We start from the raw sequence: 19,006 nt of genomic DNA, 5'->3' as shown, positions 1-19,006 counted from the left end.
TCGCAACGAGGAGTGAGCATGGCGAAGATCCTGTTCGTGATGACCGGTGCCGACCAGTGGACGCTGGCCGACGGTACCAAGCACCCCACCGGCTACTGGGCCGATGAGGCCGTTGCCCCCTATGAGGCGTTCAAGGCCGCGGGCCACGAGATCACCGTGGCCACCCCCGGCGGCGTCGTTCCGCCCGTCGACGCCGCCAGCCTCAGCCCCGAGGCCAACGGCGGCCCGGAGAACGCCGCCAGGATCAGGAGCGTCGCCGAGACCGCCGCCGAATTCCACGCCCCCATCGCACTGAGCGAGGTGCGCCTGGACGAGTACGACGCCGTCCACGTCCCCGGTGGCCACGGCCCCATGGAGGACCTCGCGGTCGACGCCGACTCGGGCCGGATCCTCACCCTGGCCGTACGGAGCGGTATGCCGGTGAGCGTGGTCTGCCACGGCCCGGCGGCACTGCTGGCGGCGGTCACCGAGGACGGCACCCACGCCTACGCCGGCTACCGGATCACCGCCTTCACCAATGAGGAGGAGACGATGGCCGGCAACGCCGACAAGGCCAAGTGGCTTCTGCAGGACCGCCTGACCGAGGCGGGCCTGACGGTGCTGGTCGGCGAGCCCTTCGCACCGCATGTGGAAGTCGACCGCAATGTGATCACCGGCCAGAACCCGGCCTCCTCCGGCCCGCTCGCGGACGAACTGCTCAAGAAGCTCGGCTGACCGCTCATCCCTCGTCCCCGTCCACCGCACCGGTGGACGGGCCGTGGGATCACACCGGGAGGTGATTACCTCCACGTTCCGAACCGGGATGTGGCTCGAACAACTGCCTAGGAGCTAGCGGGCGCGGACGACCTGGTCGGCGGTTGCCAGCCCTGTGTGAGGATGTCGAAGATGGCGTCGACGGCGGCTCGGCGGTCCTGCCGGCCGCGGGCAAGGGCCGGGATCTCAAGGATGAATCGGGCAAGAGCCACACATGAGAGGTCGTCGTGGTCGACGCCGAGCTCGTCGGCGATGGCTGCGCCGAGGCTGTCGGTGTGCCGGGTCCACATGCGTTCGGCGTATGAGCGGAGTGTCGGCGTGGTGTCCACCAGGTTGGTGAACTCGGCCATCCGCGGATGCGCCGTGATCGGCAGCCAGGTGTCCAGGACGTGCTGTCGGAGGGCGTCGAGGATGCTCTGACCGGCGGCTCGCTGCCGCACCGCCGCGATCACTTCCGACTCCCGGTCCTGCTCCCGGTCGAATACCAGCGCTTCCTTGCCGGTGAAGTGTTTGAACACCGTGGTGGTCGACACATCGGCCGCGTCGGCGATGTCACGGATGCTCACCTGGTCGTAGCCGCGTTCCAGGAAGAGCTGCAGCGCGGCGTCGGCGATGGCTTGGCGGGTGGCCGCCTTCTTGCGTTCGCGGCGGCCGACGGGGGGCTCGGTCATGGCTTGAGCATATCCGATAGTTGCATCGAGAGCTAAGTGGACTCATTGCACTTTTTTACTGGGTCTGCTTTTCTGGGGTCTGCGAGAACCCGAGCGGCACCTCTTCCTCGGCATGCTCCTCGCCCCCTCTTCGCCGGTGAAAGGAACCACCATGACCTCCCCCGAACCTGCCCACGCCCGCATCAGCATCATCGGCGCCGGGCCCGGCGGTCTGACCTGCGCCCGCATCCTCCAGCAGCGCGGCATAGCGGTCACCGTCTACGACCGCGACTCGGGCCCGGGCGCGCGCAACCAGGGCGGCACCCTCGACCTGCACGCGGACAACGGCCAGATCGCCCTGCGCGAAGCCGGCCTGCTCGACGAGTTCTTCAAGCTGGCCCGCCCCGAAGGGCAGGAAATGCGCAAGCTGGACACGGCCGGCACGATGACGTTTCATCATGTCCCGGAGGCCGACGAGCTGTTCAAGCCGGAAATCGACCGCGGCCAGTTGCGCACCCTGCTGCTGGACTCCCTGCAGCCCGGAACCGTGCAGTGGGGCCGCGCCCTCGACAGGGTCGGCGGGCCCGCCGATGGGCCGCGGCAGTTGTCCTTCGCCGACGGCACGGCCATCGAGACCGATCTGGTCATCGGCGCCGACGGCGCCTCCTCCCGGGTGCGCCCGGCGGTGTCCCCGGCCGTCCCCGAGTACACCGGGGTGAGCTTCGTGGAGGCATGGTTCTCCGACGTGGAGAACCGGCACCCCGACATCGCCGAGCTGGTCGGCTCGGGCAGCGCCGGCGCGGCCGACGGCGAGCGTGGCCTGTTCGCCCAGCGCAACAGCGGAGACCACATCCGCGTCTACATCATCCGACGAGCCCCGGTCGACTGGCTCGCCATGAGCGGCCTGACCGCCGACGACACCGACTGCATCCGCGCCCTGCTCGTCGACGAGTATGCCCACTGGTCGCCCCGCATGCGCCAGATGATCACCACCAACGACGGCCCCTACGTCGACCGCCCGCTCTTCGCCCTCCCGGTCCCGCACACCTGGGAGCACAACCCGACGGTGACCCTGCTGGGCGACGCCGCCCACCTCATGCCCCCGCTAGGTGTCGGCGTCAACCTCGCCATGCTCGACGCGAGCGAAATCGCCCTCGCCCTCGCGAACGCGGCCACCGTCGATGACGCCATTCGCGTCTACGAGAAGACCATGCTCCCCCGCTCCATCGAGATGGCCAAGGCCCTCGAAGGCGCCGCCGAGCACCTGCTGTCCGCCGACGTACCCGACTTCGGCAACGACAACGACCCCCGGTCCTGAGCGCCCCGTCCCGCGAGGACGGCACCACCGAAACCTTGTCGAGCGACCGCGTCCGGGACGCTGTCGTCGCGTCTCAGGCAGGCCCGGCCGTCGTGCCCCGGATGACGAGGTGGGGGGCGACCACGGCCTCGCCGGTGGGTGTCCGCTCGCCCTCGAGGCGGGCGATGGCCCGGCCGACGGCGAGTTCGGCGAGGCGGGGGATGTCCTGGCCGACGGTGGTGAGGTCGATATGGGCCAGGCGCGCCAGATGGCTGTCGTCGAAGCCGATGACGGAGACCTCGTCGGGGACGGAGACCCGGGCGCGGAGGAAGGTGTCCAGGACACCGGTGGCGGAGCGGTCGTTGAAGGCGAGGACGGCCGTGGGCAGGGGAGTGGCATCGAGGAGGGCATGGGCGCCCGTGGCGCCGTCCTCCTCGGTGAGCCCGCCGGGCAGGACGTGGACGCGGTCGGCGAGGTCGTGGCGGCTCATGGCGGTGCGGTAGCCACGGCGCCGGTCGGCGGCGCCCGGTGCCCTGCCGCCGTCGATATGGGCGATGTCGCGGTGGCCGAGGGCCACCAGGTGGTCCACGGCCCGGCGGGCGCCCTCGTCATCGGCGGTCCGCACCACCTCCACGCCCGGGGCGGTCCCGCGCAGCCGGCGGGCCACGGAGACGACCGGGAGCTGTCCGGCGAGTTCGGCCAGCCGCGCGGCCGGGGCCTGTGGGCCGAGCAGGATCAGGGCCTCGCAGCGGTCGGCGAGCAGGGCGTCGGTCGCCCGCTGCTCGCCACGGCCGGCGGCCACGGCGCTCAGCGCGATCTGGTACCCGGCCGGCTCGGCCACCGCGTAGATGCCCTCCAACAGGTCCGAGTGGAAGGGGTGCTGGAGGCCGAACTGCACCCCGAGGAGATGGGACCGGTGGCTGCGCAGCAGCCGGGCCCGGGCGTCCGGCCGGTATCCGATCTCCTGTGCCGCCTCGAGGACCCGCTCACGGGTGGCGGCGCCGGCGCCCTTGGCGTCCCGCATCACGATGGACACCAGCGCCGTGGACACGCCTGCCCGTGCCGCCACGTCCGCGAGGGTGGGGCGCTTTCCGTGGGGGACGGCCGGCGTCGGTGGCACCACTGGTCTCCCTGGTCGAGGTGTCGTCTTCGGGTGGGGGCGGGCGGGGTTTCGCCTTCCGGGCGACGATCGTAGCCCAGGGCGCGATGCGCGGCGCCCGGGTTCTATAACGTTCTAGTGATTCAGTCGCCGGCCCTTGACAGGGGTGGCCGGTGGCTGGCGTACTGCTGCTCGTTCTCTAGAACGTTCTAGTGACTGGAACGTTCTAGTTGGTGACGGGATCGTCGTAGAGAGGGCGAGCAGCGATGTACACGTTGGCGGTCTGCGCCGAGATGGTCTTCCGGGATCGGCCGGTCCAGGAACGGGCACGGCGCATCCACGACGCCGGCTTCCAGGTCGAGATCTGGGACTGGAGTCGACACGATCTGGCCGCCCTGGAGCGGACCGGCGCGGTATTCTCCTCGATGACCGGCTATCTCCGCGGCAGCCTGACGGACGAGGACGGGGCGGCCGAACTCCTGCGCACCGCCGAGGAGTCGGTCAAAGTGGCCGAACGGCTCGGCTGTCCCCGGCTGAATCTGCACGGCACCGGGCTGGACGGCGACGGCCTGCCGGTGGCGCCGGTGGCGGGCCCGGCCACCGGCCCGATGTGGATCGCCGCCCATCGCACCCTCACCCGCCTCGCCGAGCTGGGCGAGCGCACCGGGGTCACCTTCACCCTGGAGAACCTCAACACCGCCGTCGACCACCCCGGTGTGCCGTTCGCGACGGCCGCCGACACCCTGGCCCTGGTCGAGGCCGTGGACCGGCCGGGACTGCGGATGAATCTGGACCTCTACCACGCACAGATCGGCGAGGGAAACCTGATCGAGCTGGTCCGCCGGGCCCACGGTCGGGGCCTGATCGGCGAGATCCAGGTGGCCGACGTACCGGGCCGTTGCGAACCGGGAACCGGGGAGATCAACTACCCGGCTCTCGCCCAAACCCTCGTCGACCTCGGCTACGAGGACACCGTGGCCATGGAGGCGTGGGCCTCCGCCGACAGCGACCTCGCCCTGGAGCGCTTCCGCTCGGCCTTCACCCGCTGACCGACCTCGCGGCCGGGACGCCGTACCGCCCTGACCGCGCCCGTTCTCGCCTACGGAACTACGGAACCCACGGAACTACGGAACCTACGGAACTACGGAACCCACGGAACAACGGAACAACGGAACCCACGGAACAACGGAACCCACGGAACAACCGAACCCACGGAACAACGGACTCACGGAATCTACGGAGCATCCGCATGACCACGCGACACCCTCTCCCCGTCGGTCTCATCGGCGCCGGCCGCATGGGCTCCTTCCACGCCGCGACCCTCGCCCGCCGCCTCCCCGGCGCCCGTCTCGCGGCCATCGCCGACCCGGCCCCGGGCGCCGCCCAGGAGCTCGGCGACCGCCTGGGCGGCACCACGGCGTACACCGAGATGGACGAGCTGCTCGCCGACCCCGGGATCGAGGCGGTGGTCATCGCCACCCCGGCCCGCACCCACGCCGGGCTGGTCGAGGCCGCGGCCCGGGCGGGCAAGGCCGTCTACTGCGAGAAGCCCATGGCCGTCACCCTCGATGAGGCGGACCGTGCCATCGCGGCCGCCGCCCACGCGGGCGTCCCCCTCCAGGTGGGCTTCAACCGCCGCTACGACACCGGTTTCCGCACCGCCCACGAGAAGATCCGAGCGGGCGCCATCGGCACCCCGCAGCTACTGCGTTCGCTCACCCGCGACCCCGAGCTGGCCGACCCGGGCCGCATCCCGCCGTGGACCATCTTCCTGGAGACCCTCATCCACGACTTCGACACCCTGCGCTACCTCAACCCCGGCGCCGCGCCCGTCGAGGTCTTCGCCTTCGCCGACGCCCTCGTCCGCCCCGACTTCAAGGACCGCGGACTGCTCGACACCGCCGTGGTCACCATCCGCTTCGACAACGGCGCCCTCGCCACCGCCGAGGCGAACTTCCAGGCGGTGTACGGATACGACGTCCGCGGTGAGGTCTTCGGCTCGGCCGGCATGCTCACCATGGGCGACATCCGCCGCAGCCATCTGACCGCCTACGGCCCGGACGGCATCGCCGCCGCATGCGTGGCCTACGACCAGGACCTCTTCCACGACGCCTACGTCGCCGAACTCGCCGACTTCGCCGAGTGCGTGCGCACCGGACGTGCCCCCTCCGTCACCGGACAGGACGCCCGCGCCGCCCTGTCCGTCGCCCTCGCCGCCATCCAGTCGGTCACCACCAACGGACCCGTCCGGGTCGGCGACACCGTGGCGTAGGCCTCACACCGCCTCGGCGGGCTTCCGGTAGACCACGACATACCCGCCCTCCGCGGTGAAGGGCGCCCGCGACCAGCCGTCCCAGCGCCCTTCCAGCCGGAGGCCCGCCAGCCGTGCCATCAGGTCCAGCTCGGTGGGCCATGCGTAGCGGAACACCATGGGGTACAGCTTCGTCCCGCCCTCGGTGATGGCGACGTACTGCCGATTGACCGTCTGCGTCACCCGGTCGAACTTCGAGACCCGCAGGACCACCTGGTCGAGTGCCACCTGAAGGGCGTCGCTGGCCTGCGGCTGGATCAGGCGGTGCGGATCGGGGACGAACACCTGGAGGACGAAGGCGCCACCGGGGGCCAGCCGCGCGGCCACGTTCTGGAAGCAGCGGATCTGGGTCTCCTGGTCGCGCAGCAGGAAGAACGTGTGCTGGACGGCGTAGACGAGGTCGAAGGTCCCGTCGACGGCGGCCTCCGCGAAGTCGCCCTGGACGGCCCGCACCTGTGCGCTGCCCGGCTTGTCGGCCATCTGCCGGAGCATGACGGGGGAGGCGTCGATGCCGGTGACGCGCACCCCCCGCTCCGCAAGCGGCAGGGCGACCCGCCCGGTGCCCACCCCGAGCTCCAGCGCATGGCCGGGCTTGGCCACGTCCACGAGGAACCCCACCGCCGCGTCCTCGTCCTTCGCGGCCGGCCAGCCGATGGCGTCGTGGTCGGTCATGTGGTCGCCGTAGGTCGACGATTCGTATCCCTGCACGTGCGCACTCCTCTGGCTATGCGACTCGGCGCGGGCCCAGCAGGCCCTTGGCGGCGAACGGAACGAGAACGAGGGTGAATGCCGCGGAGAGCAGCAGTCCGCCGCGCGCACCGAGCGCGCTCACCAGCGGGCCGCTGAGCGGCAGGCCGATCGGGGCCGCCAGCGTCGAGCCGGTGGTCCAGAGCGTGATCACCGGCTGCTGCTCATGGGGCGGGAGCTCCGACTGCACAAAGGTGTAGGCGATGGGTGTGAACGGGGCGTAGATGAGTCCGCCCAGGGCGAAGGCGCACATCGCGACCGGCCCGGAGGGGGCCAGGGCGAGAAGTACCACCGAACCGCCCCACAGCGCGATGACCGCCACCAGGACGGCCTGCTGGTGCAGTTTCCGCAGGAAACCGGTGAGCGCCCCGCCGATCAGCGCCCCGGCGCCGAAGGCGGTCCAGATGATGCCCAGTGTGTTTCCGTCCCCGTGGAGATCTCCGTTGACCAGTACGGGAAGCGCCACTTCCACCGGCATATAGGACAGATTGAAGAAGAAGACCACGAAGAACAGGCGGGCGGCCACGGGACGCAGCCGCAGGATCCGCCACCCGGACTCCGTCGACCGCTCCGCCCGGGGCGCTCTCGGCTGTGGCGGCACGACGAGCGCGACGGCCCCGAACAGCAAGAGGAAGCTGAGCGCTTCGAGGAGGACGGCCACGTCCGCTCCGAACGCGACCGTGACCGCGCCACCGACCGCCGGCCCTACGACGTAGAGCGCCAGGCTGTTGGCGAAGCCCAGCAGTCCGTTGACGGTGAAGAGCTCGCCCTTCCCGGCCATACCGGTGGCGACGAGGCGCCGGCTGCTGGACGCCGTCTGATGCAGGACGGACCCGAGGAGCAGCGCCACCACCAGGAACCGGATGTCGATCCGGTCGGCCATGGCGGCGAGGCCCACCACCGTGAACAGAACGGTGCGCAGCGCGCTGTCGGTGATGACCACGGCCCGGGTGGGCAGTCGCAGCCGTCCCAGGCCGATGCTGAGGGCGAGCACGGTCGACAGCACATACGGTGCGGTCATCACCAGGCCGACCGCCACGGGAGCGGAGAGCTGCCCGTGGTGGCGTATGGCCAGCAGCGGCAGGGCGATCAGCAGGATGCCATCGCCCACGCTGGAGATCACATAACCGGCGAGCAGTACGGCCAGGCGCGGGTTCCCCGTCAGCACCTGGCGGTAGGACCGGTGGCCGGCGGCCCCGCCCGCCGTCTCGTCCGTGGTGTCCGTGCTCATGGGCGGTCCGTTCGCGCTTCGCGGGGCGGGCGGAAGGACAGGTCCGCGATCCACAGGGTGTCGGGCACCAGCAGGGCCCAGCGGGTGCCCCGGGCGGACGGGTCGCCGCGCAGGCTGAACCGGGCGTCCCACAGCTCCTCCCGCTCGCCCAGGTACCGGGTGAGCTTGCGGCGGCCCCGGCCCGTGTCGAAGGTCACCACCCGGCCGTGGCCACGGGCGATGACCTGGTGAACGGTGCCGGTCGCCAGGTCGCACGAGTCCACCACGAGTTCGAAGACCGGGGCGCGCGTCAGCCGCTCCTCCAGTCGGGACCAGGGGCCCGTGAGCACCCAGAAGGCGTGGTCCTCCCACAGAAACCACACGGGCCGCACCCGTGGGCCCTCGGTGGCAAGCCGGGCCACCAGGGGCCGGGCCAGGAACGCGTCCACGTCGAACGGGGCCTTGTCGAGGCCCGGGAAGGTTCCGTCGGCGTCCCTGGTGAGCTTCATGAGCGGGGTCCCTTGCACAGGGTCCGCCACGCCCGTTCCAGCCGGGCGACGCCCTCGACGATGTCCTCGGCACGAGTGCAGGAGAAGGACAGCCGCAGGGTGGACGGGTCGGGCCCGGTCGCGTAGAAATCGGTCCCCGGTACGAAGGAGACACCTTCCTCGACCGCGGCGGCCAGCAGTTCGGTGGCGTCGGCGCCCCCGGGAAGCCTCGCCCAGACGAAGAAGCCACCGTGGGGCACCTCGAACTCCAAAGCCCCCTCGAAGGAGCCGGCCAAGGCGCTCACCAGTGCGTCGCGGCGCCTGCGATAGAGATGACGGGCGAGCTCCAGCCGGGTGGCCAGAAAGCCGGGCTCCTTGACGAGCTCATGCACCACCTGCTGCATCAGAAGCGAATTCCCCAGGTCGGCCGCCTGTTTGAACTTCATCAGCACATCGGTGAGAAACGGTGGGACGACCAGATGGCCCAGGCGCGCCGCGGGGAAGAGCACCTTGGAGAAGGTACCCATCCGCACGGCGCCGGCCACGGCGGAGGCCACGGCGGCCGGCCGGGGCGCGACGGTGTCGTAGCCGAGATCCCGGTAGGGGTCGTCCTCGACGAGGACGCAGCCGTACCGCTGGGCGAGGGCGGCCAGACGGCGCCGGTGCGCGGTGTCCAGGGTGGCGCCCGTCGGATTGGCGAAGGTGGGCACCACATAGATGATTTTGGCTCGTTCCTCCACCGACAGCGCCGCTTCGAGCCGGTCGAGACCCTCGTCCGACCCCAGGGATATGTCCACCACCCGGGCCTGGAAGAGACGGAAGACCTGCAGCGCTCCCACATAGCTGGGCCGGTCCACGAAGACCACGTCCCCGGGATCGAGCAGCGCCTTGCACAGCAGGTCCAGGCCCTGTTGCGAGCCATGGGTGACAAGCACCTGCCCCGCGTCGACCGGACGGCCGAGCTCGGCGGACTCCCGGGCCGCGATCCACGACCGGAGCTCGGGCAGCCCGCTCGCGTCGCCGTACCGCAGCGGCAGGCCGCCCTGGCTCAGCAGGCGGGTGGTGGCGTCGGCGAACTCCTGGTGGCAGTAGGTCTCCGGCGCCGGGCTGCCGGCCGCCAGAGCGATCACATCGTGGCCGTCGGTCAGCCGGAGCACGGCGGCGACGGCGGAGTCCGCGAGCTGGTCCGTACGGCTCGCCAGAGCCGGAAGCCTGCTGGGCGCGTCCGTGAAGGTCACCGGGGCTCCTCCCCGCCGTCGCTCGCCGCCGTACAGATCCGGCGTGGGGTCCGCTGACGGAAGATGAGGGTGTAGGGGACGTCGATGCCGTGTCGTTCCAGGAGGGACTGCCGCACCCGGGCGACGCCCATGGAGTCCCCGCCCAAGCCGAAGAAGTCGTCGTGGGCGCCGATGTCCGCGCGGCCGAGGACTTCCCGGAAGATGTCGATGACCTGCTGCTCGGTCTCGTCCCGCGCGGTGGCCAGGCGGCCGCGGAACACGATGTCCGCCGTGGGTTCCGGGAGCCGGCCGCGGTCCACCTTCCCGCTGGACAGCAGCGGCAGGGAGGTGAGGCGCACCAGGACGCCGGGCACCATCTGAGGGGGCAGCCGCCGGGCGACCGCGTCGATCACCTCATCGGGGGCCAGCCGGTCGTCGTCCGCGACCAGATACCCCACCAGCCGTGGCCGTTCCCCGTCGCGGACCCGGATCGCGGCCGCGGCCCCGGTGACCTCGGGCGAGGCGAGCAGCGCGGCCTCGACAGCCGCGAGGTCGACGCGGACACCGCCGACCTTCGGGTCGTCGTTCAGCCGTCGGACGAATTCCACCCGCCCCTTCTCGTCGACGCGCACCAGATCACCGGTGCGGTACAGGCGCCGCCCGCCGCCGTGGAACGGATCGGGTACGAAGCGCCGTGCGGTCTGTTCCGGGTGGCCGAGGTAGCCGCGGGCCAGTCCGACACCGCCGATGAACAGCTCCCCGACCTCCCCGTCGGGCACCGGGGCCAGTGCGTCGTCGAGCACATGGACCCGGGTACCGCGGATCGGACGGCCCACCGAGGGGAGACGTCCGGTGGAACCCGCAAAGGGGCCGAGCCGGGCCGCGAGGCGGACGCTGGACGCCTCGGTGACACCGTAGGAGTTGACGACCTCGAAGGGCAGCCCGCGGGGCCAGACCCGTAGCTGCTCACCGCCCGTCACCAGCAGGCGCAGCGGGCAGCCCGCCGGCCAGGGGACGCCGAAGAGCCGTTCCGCGAGCCCGGTCACCACGATGCTCCAGGTCACCCCCTGGTCCAGCAGCCAGTCACGGAGCGCCCCCGGCTCGCGGACGCGCCCTCCTCGGAGACGGTGATGGCGGCGCCCGCGGTCAGCGGAGTCCACAACTCCCACCGTGAGATGGCGAATCCGGGGTAGGCCAGCCAACCGCTGCGGTCCTCGGGGCGGATCGAGAAGGCGTCATGGGACCACAGCGCCTCGTTCACGATGCCCGCGTGCGTGAGGGCCACCGCCTTGGGACTGCCGGTCGAGCCCGAGGTGAAGTAGACGCAGGCGACGGCGCCGTCCTCGCCCTCCGGAGCCGGGGGCAGACCGGCGAGTGGCTGGTCCACGGGGGGATCCACGATCTCGCTGATGGTCAGTCCCGGACCCACTGTCAGTCGCACGCCGGCGATCCGCAGCATGTCCGCGATCCGGGCCGGGGGCAGATCCGTCGCCAGTGGCACATAGACGCCACCGGCCTTCCACACGGCGAGCGCGGCGATCACGTGCTCGGCGGAGCGTGGCGCGCCGACCCCGATGGTCATGTCGCGGGCCGCGCCCCGCGCCACCAGGGCTTGGGCCAAGTCCTGTGCACGCAGGTCGAGTTGGCGGTGGCTGAGGACGGTGTCGCCCTCGATCAGCGCCGGCCGGTCCGGCCACCGTAGTGCGGCGTCGCGCACCAGGTCGTGGGTGCGGGCCGGACGGCCGGGTCCGGGCGGGTCAGCGGCCGCTGTCATGCCACACCTCCCCGATCCGCGTCCGGGGGTCCTTGAGCATGTGTTCCAGGTTCCGGCAGTGGCGGTCGACGTAGCGCTGTGCGCCGCTCGGGGTGAAGGCCGCGCGGTTGTACGTCATCTCGCCCTCCAGCCCGGTCGGGCCGGCGTAGAGGGTGGGCACCACGTTCTGGCCGTAGACATGCGCGTACCGATCGCCGATCGCCGCCCGTGCCTCGGGCGCGTCGACGAACCGGGCGGCGAGGGTCTCCACGGCGAGGCGCCTGACGTTCCAGTCCCGGTGCCCGACCGCCCACTCGGACAGTTCCTTCAGTGCGAGGTCGCCGTCGGCGGCATCGGTCAGCGCCTTTTCTATCCGCTGGATCTGATCGCGATACTCCTGGCCCTGGAGGGAGTTTATCGATTCCTCGTTCAAGAGTCCGTGCAACATTGTCCCACCCACCCTCGTGCACACTGCCCCGACAGGGTGCCGGGCGAATACGGAGATCCGCCCGGCGCCCCTTACCTATCGGTCGCGACGATTACCACTTCGTCGCGGCCTCGCCCGCCTCGCGGGAAGCCAGAAAGTCCTCGGCTGTCATCCTCAGTCACCTCTACTCGCCCACCGGTCGGAGTTTTCCAAGCCACGCGCACAGCGTGGCCACTCATGGGCGCCCGAGGGCGCGATGACGTGAAGGTCTCCCGTTTCGGAGATTCCTGAGAGAGATGCGTACCGGCCGCGATGGCACCGGGCCGGGATCTTGTCACTGACGGGCGCTGTGGATCAGCAGCGCACCATGCTCATCTGCATCTTCGAAAGAGTCCGAGAGGGTCGGACCCCCAGGAAATCAGCGGCACTACACTTCCTCCGTTGCGTGACGTCCAGCATCCGCTCGGGGAGTCGCATGTACACCTCACGGCACTATAGGCATGCGTCATCTCTGCCACAACGGATGCGCGCCAAAAAGCTTTTCGACTTTATGTAATCTTGGTACTCAAGCTGAATTGAGTATTCTATTCCGGTTGTGTTTCGATCTTCGCGTCACCCGTCTCCCGAGGGGGCGGCCGTCTTCCGAGGGGACGGGGCCCGGGTGGTGCCCGCCGGTGCGGCCCACCACCGTCACGCTCTAGGATCGGTCGGTGACCGCCGTGAAACAGCAGACCACCAGGGATCAAGCGGCACCGGGGCGGAAGCGCTCGGACGGTGCCGGCCGGAGCGCCACCGTCAAGGACGTGGCGACGCTCGCCGGGGTCTCCCCGAAGACCGTGTCGAATGTGATCAACGGCTTTGTGCATGTGTCCCCGGCGACCCGGGAGCGGGTCCAGCGGGCCATCCGGGAGCTCGGCTACCGGCCCAACCGCGTGGCCCGCAACCTCCGCCGCGGCAGCACCGGCATGATCGGGCTGGTCCTGCCCGAGCTGGACGTCCCGTACTTCGCCGAGCTGGGACGCCACTTCCTCACCACGGCCGAGGAGCACGGCCGCACCCTGCTGATCGAGCAGACTCTCGGTGACCGCGAGCGGGAGGCGGCGGTGATCCACGGGCTGGGCGACCAGGTCGTGGACGGCATGGTGGTGAGCCCGCTCGCGCTGCACGGCAGCGCGCTCGCGAACCACCTCGGCACCGTGCCGCTCGTGCTCATCGGCGAACGCCCCAGCGGCGGCCTCGCCGACCATGTGGTGATCGACAACGTCGCCGCCGCGCAGCAGGCCGTGAACCATCTGGTGGCTGGCGGGCGCCGCCGGATCGCCGCCATCGGGGTGCAGCCCGAGCCGTACATCGGCACACCGCTGCTGCGCAGGACCGGCTACCGCCAGGCGCTGGAGGAGGCCGGGCTGCCGCTGGACCCCCGGCTGGAGCGGGAGACGCCCCGCTACCACCTGGCCGAGGGCGCCCGGGCGATGGCGGCGCTGCTCGACCAGGCGGAACCGCCGGACGCCGTGTTCTGCTTCAACGACGCGCTCGCCCTCGGCGCCCTGCGCACCCTGTACGAGCGCGGACTACGGGTGCCGGACGACATGGCCGTGATGGGCTTCGACGATATCGAGGCCGCGCGGTACAGCACCCCGAGCCTGAGCAGCGTGGCACCGGACAAGACCGCCATCGCCCGGTACGCCATCGATCTGCTGCTGGAGCGGATCGAGGCACCGGACCGCCCGGCCCAGGAGGTCGTCGTCGGGCATACCCTCCGCGCCCGTGAGTCCACCGAGGGCGGTGTCGCCCGGATCGCTCACTGACCTCCCAGACCCGTGGTGGCCACGGACCTCACGATCTGACGCTGGAACAGCATGAAGACGATCAGCAGCGGGATGGAGCCGAGGATCGAGGCGGCAGACTCCTGGGCGTTCCGCAGCCCCGTGGAGTCCTTCACGGTCGACAGCCCTACCGGCAGCGTCATGAGCTGCGGATCGCTGGTGCTGATGAACGGCCAGAGGAAGTTGTTCCAGGTGTTGATGAAGACGAATATCCCCACGGCCGCCAGGATCGGCCGGGACAGCGGCAGCACCACACTCCAGAACACCCGGAAGCTGCCCGCCCCATCGATCCGGGCCGCCTCCTCCAGCTCACGCGGAATGCCGTCGAAGAACTTCTTCAGGATGAACACCATCGCGGGCGCCACCACCTGCGGCAGGATCACCGCCGCGTAGGTGTCGACGAGGTTCATCGCGAGCATCTGCCGGAAGAGCGGCACGATCAGGATCTGCGGCGGCACCATGATCGAGGCGATGGTGACGGCGAAAAACACGCGGCGACCGCGGAAGAGCGTACGCGAGAAGGCGTACGCCGCCATCGCCGAGATCGTCACGGTGATCGCCGTGACGCAGACGGCGATCACAACGCTGTTCACCGCCCACACCGGGAGATTGCCCTGACCGAGGATGGTCCGGTAGGCGTCGAGGGTGAAGCCCGCCTTGGGGATCCAGTCGGCGCCCGACGCGCTCGCGTCGACCTCCGACTTGAACGAGGTGTCCACGCCCCAGCCGAACGGCACCAGCCAGATCACCGTCATCAGCGCCAGCGCCAGCAGCGTCAGCACACGGGGGAGGGGACCCGTTCCGAGCGTGGGGTGCCAGGCATGGCCGCCGCCGTAGCGACGCCGCCGCACCACCTCCCGGGGCATGGTCGAGCGGGGTTTTCCGGGGGTACGGGGGGAGAGTGTCTCGGTGGTCATGGCGCGATCAGTCCTCCCTGCGCGAGAAGATCTTGAGCTGGGCGAGCGAGAGGATGATGATGATCCCGAAGAACACGTACGACACCGCCGAGGCGTAGCCGAGCCGGTAGTTGGTGAAGCCGGTGTCGTAGATGTACTCCAGGATCGGCCGGGTGGCCCCGTTCGGGCCGCCTTTGGTCAGCAGATAGATCTGGTCGAACACCTTCAGCGACGCCATCACCTGCAACACCGCGATCAGCGCGGTGGTCCGGCGAAGCTGGGGCAGCGTGACCGACCACAGCCGGCGCCACGCACCGGCGCCGTCGAGTGCCGCCGCCTCGTAGAGGTGGTCGGGGATCGCCTGCAACGCGGCCAGGTAGAGCAGGAAGTTGAATCCCACCGTCCACCACAGGGTCACCAGCCCGATGGACCACATCGCGTACTTCTCGTCCGTCAGCCAGGCGATCCCGTCCATCCCGAACGTCTGGAGCACGCTGTTGAGCATCCCCCGGTCCGGCTGGAACAGCATGCTCCAGATCTGGTAGACCACCGCCACCGGCAGCAGATGCGAGGCGAAGAAGGCCAGCCGCCACAGCCACTGACCCGGCATCCCCGTGTACACCAGCAGGGCCATCACCAGGGCGACGATCACGAGCGGAACGGTGGTCAGGACGGTGAACCAGACCGTGTTGCCGAGGGTCTGCCACACCTGGCTGTCGCCGAACGCCTCGGTGTAGTTGTCCAGGCCGACGAAGACACCGTCACCGTGTCCGGTCAGGCTGGCGTCGGTGAAGCTCATCCACAGGCCGATGCCGATCGGCACAAGGAGGAAGAGCGTGAAGAACACCAGGAAGGGGGTGGCGAAGAGCCACCCGGCGCCGCCCGGGGACCGTCGCCGGTCCATGGCAGCGGCCCATCGGGATCCGGCGCGCCGGGATCCGGCCGCGGCCTGCCGCGAGGGCGTGGAGACGGAAGCCATCACATCGCTCCTTTCTGCGATTCCGTCGCGATCAGGCCGGATTCGGCTGGGCCATCAGGGTGTTGATCTGGGAGACCATCGTGCGCACCGCACTCGCCGGGGACGACGAGCCGCCGAGCGCGGGATCGAGCGCCTGGCACATCCGTGTCTGGAAGTCCGAGCCGGAGCCCGCGAACCACACCGGCGGGTCGAGCACGAGCTGCTTCGCGGCGCCCGCGTACTCGGACTGCGGACGCAACTTGGCGTAGCCCGCGGACGAGACGGCCGGTGTGTACGCGGGGATGTGCCCCGCCGACGCCCACGTCAGCCCGGACTTGACCAGCTCGGCCACGAACCGGTGGGTGCGCCGCCGGTGCTCCGGATCCGGGTTGTCCTGATGCGGCAGCACCAGCGCATGGCTGTCGGAGGCCCCGGCCGGACGGTCGTAGAAGGTGGGGATGGGGGAGCCGCCCAGCCTGTCCTTCAGCGCCGTCTTGTACGTGGCCATGTCCCACTCGCCGGAGAAGATCATCGGGGAGCGGCCGTTGGCGAAGGCGGCGATCGCCGTCTGGACGTCCATGGTGCGGCTGTCGCGTGCCAGATCGGTCATGAAGCGCACCACCTCGACGGCGGTGTCCTCGTCGATCTCGGCCCGCTCGCCCGTGAGGTCGAAGGTGGCGCCGGTCTGGCTGAACAGCGTCCAGAACATCCGCCAGCCCATCGCCGCGTCGTTCGCATGGCCGAAGACGGGCCCGAGCTTGCCGGTGTCCTTGCGGAGCTTGTCCATCAGCTCCAGGGCGTGCTTCGGCGATTCGAAGGGCACGAGCCGCCCGTCGCCCGTGAGGAGACCCGCCTTGTCCATGACGTCCCGGTCGAAGAAGACGACGAAGGGGTGGGTGTCCAGCGGAATCGCGTACGGGGTGCCCTCGTACAGACTCCGCTTGACCAGCGTCTTGTTGAGGTCGTCCTGCTTCAGGCCGAACTCGGCCAGCAGATCCGTGTCCCAGGGGTCGAGCAGACCGCCGGGGGCGTAGCCCGCCAGCCGGGTCAGGTGCATGATCGCCACATCCGGCGAGCGGCCGCCCGCCGAGGCCATCGCCAGCTTGGTGTAGTACGGCGGGCCCCAGTCCAGCACCGTCGTCCTGACCTTGAGATCCGGGACGCGCTTCTCCACGTTCCGGGTCATCGTCTTCATCAGTTCGCCGTCGGGGCCGGTGAACAGGGTCCAGTACTGGATCTCGTCGGCGCTCGCCACGCTCCCGGCGATCGATCCGCAGCCGCTGAGCGCGGACGCCGACACGGCGGCTCCCGCCCCGTACACCGCGCCTCTCAGCAGACCGCGCCGTGACAGACCGCTCATCGCCCCTCCTCACCGGCGGGGCGCTCGAAGGCGGCGGGGCGCTGCTGGGCCGCGCGCACCCGCGCCACGTCGAGCTTGCTGCTCCGGTCGAAGCGGTAGACGCCGTTCTGCTCCTGGAAGACGTCGGTGAGCTGGGTGTAGCAGTAGCCGAACATCAGGGGGTCGTCGAGCAGCGCCGCGGTCAGCCCCGCGAAGCGCGTCTGGAACTCCTCCTCGGTCCGCGGCCGCTCCCCGTAGCCCCAGGACACCTCGCGGTCGTCACCGGCCGCGGCCTCCGCCTCCTCCGGATTCCACCAGATGCCGCCGAACTCGCTGCAGAAGTAGGGCTGGCCGCGATACGGCAGCGACCACACCGCGTCGGTGTCCCGCTTGCCGGGGTTTCCCCGGTTGTCGGGGTTGAGGAACGGCTCGTCCTTGTCCAGCCCCGCCATCTGGCGGCGGAACGCCTCCGGGTCCTGTTCATAGCTGTGCGAGTCGTACACGTCGGTCTCGGCCACGCGATGGGAGTAGCCGGAGGCGTCCAGGACCGGACGGGAGGTGTCAGCGGCCTTCGTGGCCAGGAACATGCCCCGGGTGACATCGTCCAGGACGCTCTGCCGGTCGTGGAGTTCCTGGTGTGTCTCGTTCAGCGGGCACCAGCCCACGATCGACGGATGGGAGTAGTCCCGCTCCACGGCCTCCAGCCACTGCGCGACGAATCCGGCGGTGGGCTGCTGGTTGTCCCGGGTGGTGCGCCCGCTGCCGGCTCCCCAGTCGCCGAACTCGCCCCAGACGAGATAGCCGAGCCGGTCGGCGTGGTGCAGGAACCGCTCCTCGAACACCTTCTGGTGCAGCCGCGCCCCGTTGAACCCCGCGGCCAGCGACAGCTCGATGTCCCGGACGAGCGCGGCATCGTCGGGCGCGGTCATCAGCCCGTCGGGGTACCAGCCCTGGTCCAGGACGAGCCGCTGGAAGACGGGGCGGCCGTTGAGCAGCAGCCGCTTGCCGTCGACGGCCACCGACCGCAGCCCGGCGGTGCACTCGGCGCGGTCCACGGCCTCGCCATCGGCGTCCAGCAGCTCGATCCGCACCCGGTACAGATGGGGGTCCTCCGGAGACCATGGGCGGCGCCGGTCCTCCGGTAGCGCGAGCACCATACGGGGTGCCATGTCGAGGTCGGCGCGCACGGTCGCCTCGGCCACCGTCTCGCCGTCCGCGTCGCTCACCCGGGCCGTGATCCGGTGGCCCGGGCGGTTGGCGCTGAGCGGGAGTTCGAGGTGGAAGGCCCCGGACGCGAGGTCGGGGGTGATCCGGGGCCTGCGCAGATGGACCTCGGACACCGGCTCCATCCAGACCGTCTGCCAGATGCCGGTGGTGCGGGTGTAGTGGCAGTCGCTGTTGGCGTACTCGGTGGCCTGCTTGCCGCGCGCCTGAGGGCCGTGCCGGGCGTCCCGGGCCCGTACCACGATCACCACCTCAGCCCCTTCGCCGGCCGGGTCCGCCACCTCGCCGAGGTCGGCGGTGAAGGAGGTGAAGCCGCCGCTGTGCCGGGCCACTTCGCGGTCGTCGGCCCAGACGGTGGCGTCGTGGTCGACGGCCCCGAAGTGCAGCAGCACCCGCCGCCCGGCCCAGTCCGCAGGGATCCGGACCGTGCGCCGGTACCAGACCGCGGGGTGGAAGTCGGTGTCACCGATCCCCGACAGCTCGGACTCGGGGCAGAACGGGACCAGGATCCGCCCGTCCAGCTCCTGGTGCACCAGACCGCGTTCGAGTCCACTGTCACCGGGGTCGAAGGCGAACTGCCAGCTACCGTTGAGATTGAGCCAGTTCTCACGGACGAAGCTGGGACGGGGATATTCGGGTCGCGGAACGGCGTTCGACACGTCGGGCGAGGGGATGTCGGTATGAGCCATGGGGTCTCCGGGACGGGGCGGGGATTCGGCCGGGCAGGGGTATGCCATCACCCGTTTACATCGTTGTAAAGATCCCGCGCACCATCTTTTACCGCGACCTCGGGCGGCTGTCAGGTGGGCGT

At 70.4% G+C, this 19,006-nt stretch carries 17 protein-coding genes and 1 pseudogene; 5 read left to right on the top strand and 13 right to left on the bottom strand.

Annotation, left to right across the window (positions count from 1 at the left end; translation table 11 throughout):
- The first annotated feature begins 18 nt into the window (after nucleotides 1–18).
- Nucleotides 19–714: a type 1 glutamine amidotransferase domain-containing protein gene (locus tag STRVI_RS24595; protein ID WP_014058337.1), complete on the top strand. Its 696-nt coding sequence runs from the start codon at nucleotides 19–21 to the stop codon at nucleotides 712–714.
- Between the two features lie 107 nt (nucleotides 715–821).
- On the opposite strand, the gene STRVI_RS24590 is transcribed toward STRVI_RS24595, so the two are convergent.
- The gene (locus STRVI_RS24590) at nucleotides 822–1,424 is read right to left on the bottom strand and encodes a TetR/AcrR family transcriptional regulator (protein ID WP_014058336.1); all 603 of its coding nucleotides are present in this window, start codon (nucleotides 1,422–1,424) and stop codon (nucleotides 822–824) included.
- Nucleotides 1,425–1,575: 151 nt separating this feature from the next.
- Here STRVI_RS24590 and STRVI_RS24585 point away from each other — a divergent pair, with 151 nt between their 5' ends.
- A complete protein-coding gene (locus tag STRVI_RS24585; RefSeq protein ID WP_014058335.1) occupies nucleotides 1,576–2,721 on the top strand; it encodes an FAD-dependent oxidoreductase in 1,146 nt (381 codons plus the stop codon).
- 73 nt (nucleotides 2,722–2,794) lie between these two features.
- On the opposite strand, the gene STRVI_RS24580 is transcribed toward STRVI_RS24585, so the two are convergent.
- Complete coding sequence (locus tag STRVI_RS24580) at nucleotides 2,795–3,820, bottom strand: LacI family DNA-binding transcriptional regulator (RefSeq protein ID WP_014058334.1); 1,026 nt, start codon at nucleotides 3,818–3,820, stop codon at nucleotides 2,795–2,797.
- A gap of 245 nt (nucleotides 3,821–4,065) precedes the next feature.
- Here STRVI_RS24580 and STRVI_RS24575 point away from each other — a divergent pair, with 245 nt between their 5' ends.
- Nucleotides 4,066–4,848, top strand: a complete 783-nt coding sequence (locus tag STRVI_RS24575) for a TIM barrel protein (RefSeq protein WP_014058333.1) — start codon at nucleotides 4,066–4,068, stop codon at nucleotides 4,846–4,848.
- Nucleotides 4,849–5,048: 200 nt separating this feature from the next.
- Nucleotides 5,049–6,071, top strand: coding sequence for a Gfo/Idh/MocA family oxidoreductase (locus STRVI_RS24570; RefSeq protein WP_014058332.1), 1,023 nt, complete (start codon nucleotides 5,049–5,051; stop codon nucleotides 6,069–6,071).
- Nucleotides 6,072–6,074: 3 nt separating this feature from the next.
- Here STRVI_RS24570 and STRVI_RS24565 read toward each other — a convergent pair whose 3' ends face one another.
- The 7 genes and pseudogenes from STRVI_RS24565 to STRVI_RS24540 form a co-directional block, all read right to left on the bottom strand.
- Nucleotides 6,075–6,818: a class I SAM-dependent methyltransferase gene (locus STRVI_RS24565; protein WP_014058331.1), complete on the bottom strand. Its 744-nt coding sequence runs from the start codon at nucleotides 6,816–6,818 to the stop codon at nucleotides 6,075–6,077.
- A gap of 16 nt (nucleotides 6,819–6,834) precedes the next feature.
- Nucleotides 6,835–8,088, bottom strand: a complete 1,254-nt coding sequence (locus tag STRVI_RS24560; protein ID WP_014058330.1) for an MFS transporter — start codon at nucleotides 8,086–8,088, stop codon at nucleotides 6,835–6,837.
- Nucleotides 8,085–8,576: a pyridoxamine 5'-phosphate oxidase family protein gene (locus STRVI_RS24555; RefSeq protein WP_014058329.1), complete on the bottom strand. Its 492-nt coding sequence runs from the start codon at nucleotides 8,574–8,576 to the stop codon at nucleotides 8,085–8,087. The genes STRVI_RS24560 and STRVI_RS24555 overlap by 4 nt, the downstream gene beginning before the upstream one ends.
- Entirely contained in the window at nucleotides 8,573–9,793 is a 1,221-nt protein-coding gene (locus STRVI_RS24550) for a PLP-dependent aminotransferase family protein (protein ID WP_014058328.1), read from the bottom strand. Before STRVI_RS24550 ends, STRVI_RS24555 begins: the two co-directional genes overlap by 4 nt.
- Nucleotides 9,790–10,053, bottom strand: a complete 264-nt coding sequence (locus tag STRVI_RS54740) for an acyl carrier protein (RefSeq protein ID WP_286012081.1) — start codon at nucleotides 10,051–10,053, stop codon at nucleotides 9,790–9,792. The genes STRVI_RS24550 and STRVI_RS54740 overlap by 4 nt, the downstream gene beginning before the upstream one ends.
- A gap of 51 nt (nucleotides 10,054–10,104) precedes the next feature.
- Nucleotides 10,105–11,546, bottom strand: a pseudogene (locus tag STRVI_RS54735) (amino acid adenylation domain-containing protein); the annotation flags it as partial.
- A complete protein-coding gene (locus tag STRVI_RS24540; protein WP_167543185.1) occupies nucleotides 11,530–11,958 on the bottom strand; it encodes a hypothetical protein in 429 nt (142 codons plus the stop codon). The pseudogene STRVI_RS54735 and the gene STRVI_RS24540, both read right to left, overlap by 17 nt.
- A 704-nt stretch (nucleotides 11,959–12,662) precedes the next feature.
- On the opposite strand from STRVI_RS24540, the gene STRVI_RS24535 reads away from it, so the two are divergent.
- Nucleotides 12,663–13,760, top strand: coding sequence for a LacI family DNA-binding transcriptional regulator (locus STRVI_RS24535; RefSeq protein ID WP_014058325.1), 1,098 nt, complete (start codon nucleotides 12,663–12,665; stop codon nucleotides 13,758–13,760).
- Here STRVI_RS24535 and STRVI_RS24530 read toward each other — a convergent pair.
- From STRVI_RS24530 to STRVI_RS24515, 4 genes are read right to left on the bottom strand one after another with little or no spacing between them, the layout of a single operon-like run.
- The gene (locus tag STRVI_RS24530) at nucleotides 13,754–14,695 is read right to left on the bottom strand and encodes a carbohydrate ABC transporter permease (protein WP_014058324.1); all 942 of its coding nucleotides are present in this window, start codon (nucleotides 14,693–14,695) and stop codon (nucleotides 13,754–13,756) included. The two genes, STRVI_RS24535 and STRVI_RS24530, sit on opposite strands and share 7 nt — an antisense overlap.
- A 7-nt stretch (nucleotides 14,696–14,702) precedes the next feature.
- Nucleotides 14,703–15,653, bottom strand: a complete 951-nt coding sequence (locus tag STRVI_RS24525; RefSeq protein ID WP_014058323.1) for a carbohydrate ABC transporter permease — start codon at nucleotides 15,651–15,653, stop codon at nucleotides 14,703–14,705.
- 31 nt (nucleotides 15,654–15,684) lie between these two features.
- Nucleotides 15,685–16,992 carry an extracellular solute-binding protein gene (locus STRVI_RS24520; RefSeq protein WP_014058322.1) on the bottom strand — a complete coding sequence of 436 codons (1,308 nt, stop codon included), beginning with the start codon at nucleotides 16,990–16,992 and terminating at the stop codon, nucleotides 15,685–15,687.
- The gene (locus STRVI_RS24515) at nucleotides 16,989–18,884 is read right to left on the bottom strand and encodes a glycoside hydrolase family 2 protein (protein ID WP_014058321.1); all 1,896 of its coding nucleotides are present in this window, start codon (nucleotides 18,882–18,884) and stop codon (nucleotides 16,989–16,991) included. Before STRVI_RS24515 ends, STRVI_RS24520 begins: the two co-directional genes overlap by 4 nt.
- Nucleotides 18,885–19,006 lie beyond the last annotated feature (122 nt).

This window comes from Streptomyces violaceusniger Tu 4113, assembly GCF_000147815.2.
Lineage (GTDB): Bacteria > Actinomycetota > Actinomycetes > Streptomycetales > Streptomycetaceae > Streptomyces > Streptomyces violaceusniger_A.
The sequence above is the reverse complement of the archived record's forward strand: the minus strand, read 5'-3'. Positions and strand labels throughout refer to the sequence as shown.

Excerpts from the sequence above, each read along its gene's own strand:
- STRVI_RS24570 (WP_014058332.1), top strand. The coding sequence starts at position 5,049 with ATGACCACGCGACACCCTCTCCCCGTCGGTCTCATCGGCGCCGGCCGC.
- STRVI_RS24530 (WP_014058324.1), bottom strand. The coding sequence starts at position 14,695 with ATGACCACCGAGACACTCTCCCCCCGTACCCCCGGAAAACCCCGCTCG.
- STRVI_RS24575 (WP_014058333.1), top strand. The coding sequence starts at position 4,066 with ATGTACACGTTGGCGGTCTGCGCCGAGATGGTCTTCCGGGATCGGCCG.
- STRVI_RS24515 (WP_014058321.1), bottom strand. The coding sequence starts at position 18,884 with ATGGCTCATACCGACATCCCCTCGCCCGACGTGTCGAACGCCGTTCCG.
- STRVI_RS24525 (WP_014058323.1), bottom strand. The coding sequence starts at position 15,653 with ATGGCTTCCGTCTCCACGCCCTCGCGGCAGGCCGCGGCCGGATCCCGG.
- STRVI_RS24520 (WP_014058322.1), bottom strand. The coding sequence starts at position 16,992 with ATGAGCGGTCTGTCACGGCGCGGTCTGCTGAGAGGCGCGGTGTACGGG.
- STRVI_RS24585 (WP_014058335.1), top strand. The coding sequence starts at position 1,576 with ATGACCTCCCCCGAACCTGCCCACGCCCGCATCAGCATCATCGGCGCC.
- STRVI_RS24560 (WP_014058330.1), bottom strand. The coding sequence starts at position 8,088 with ATGAGCACGGACACCACGGACGAGACGGCGGGCGGGGCCGCCGGCCAC.
- STRVI_RS24595 (WP_014058337.1), top strand. The coding sequence starts at position 19 with ATGGCGAAGATCCTGTTCGTGATGACCGGTGCCGACCAGTGGACGCTG.
- STRVI_RS24555 (WP_014058329.1), bottom strand. The coding sequence starts at position 8,576 with ATGAAGCTCACCAGGGACGCCGACGGAACCTTCCCGGGCCTCGACAAG.
- STRVI_RS24590 (WP_014058336.1), bottom strand. The coding sequence starts at position 1,424 with ATGACCGAGCCCCCCGTCGGCCGCCGCGAACGCAAGAAGGCGGCCACC.